This is a genomic window from Brachyspira catarrhinii (assembly GCF_005518285.1).
Taxonomy (GTDB): Bacteria; Spirochaetota; Brachyspiria; order Brachyspirales; family Brachyspiraceae; genus Brachyspira; species Brachyspira catarrhinii.
In genome coordinates this window covers 1-357 of record NZ_SJDU01000840.1, presented here as the reverse complement: position 1 = coordinate 357, position 357 = coordinate 1, and the positions used below count along the sequence as shown (strand labels likewise).

At 28.0% G+C, this 357-nt stretch carries 1 pseudogene; it reads right to left on the bottom strand.

Features of this window, described 5'->3' with window-relative positions:
- Nucleotides 1-120: 120 nt before the first annotated feature.
- A pseudogene (locus EZH24_RS14590) lies at nucleotides 121-357 on the bottom strand (Rpn family recombination-promoting nuclease/putative transposase); the annotation flags it as partial.

The window sequence follows — 357 nt, the reverse complement described above, 5'->3', positions numbered from 1 at the left end:
TTAATTAATTGATAAAATTATTATATTAGAAAATTTGATTATTGTCAATAAGAATTATTAAACAGATTGAAATGTTTATTTAGAAATATCATAATTAAAGCGTATGGATATTTTTTGATTTTATAGTTTTTCTCCGTCTGGACGCAGTTTGCGGATTTCTTCTATTGTCAATCCCGTAGCTTTACTTATAGAGGCATCATCCATATTCATTTGTTTTAAAGTTTTGGCTATAGAATATTTTTCGTCTTTTCTGCCTTCAAGTCTTCCCTCTCTTCTACCTTCTTTTATTCCTTCTCGCCTTTTATCTTCAAGCGTTATTTGTTTATCGTATTGATAGAGTTCTTTTTTTTCGTATTC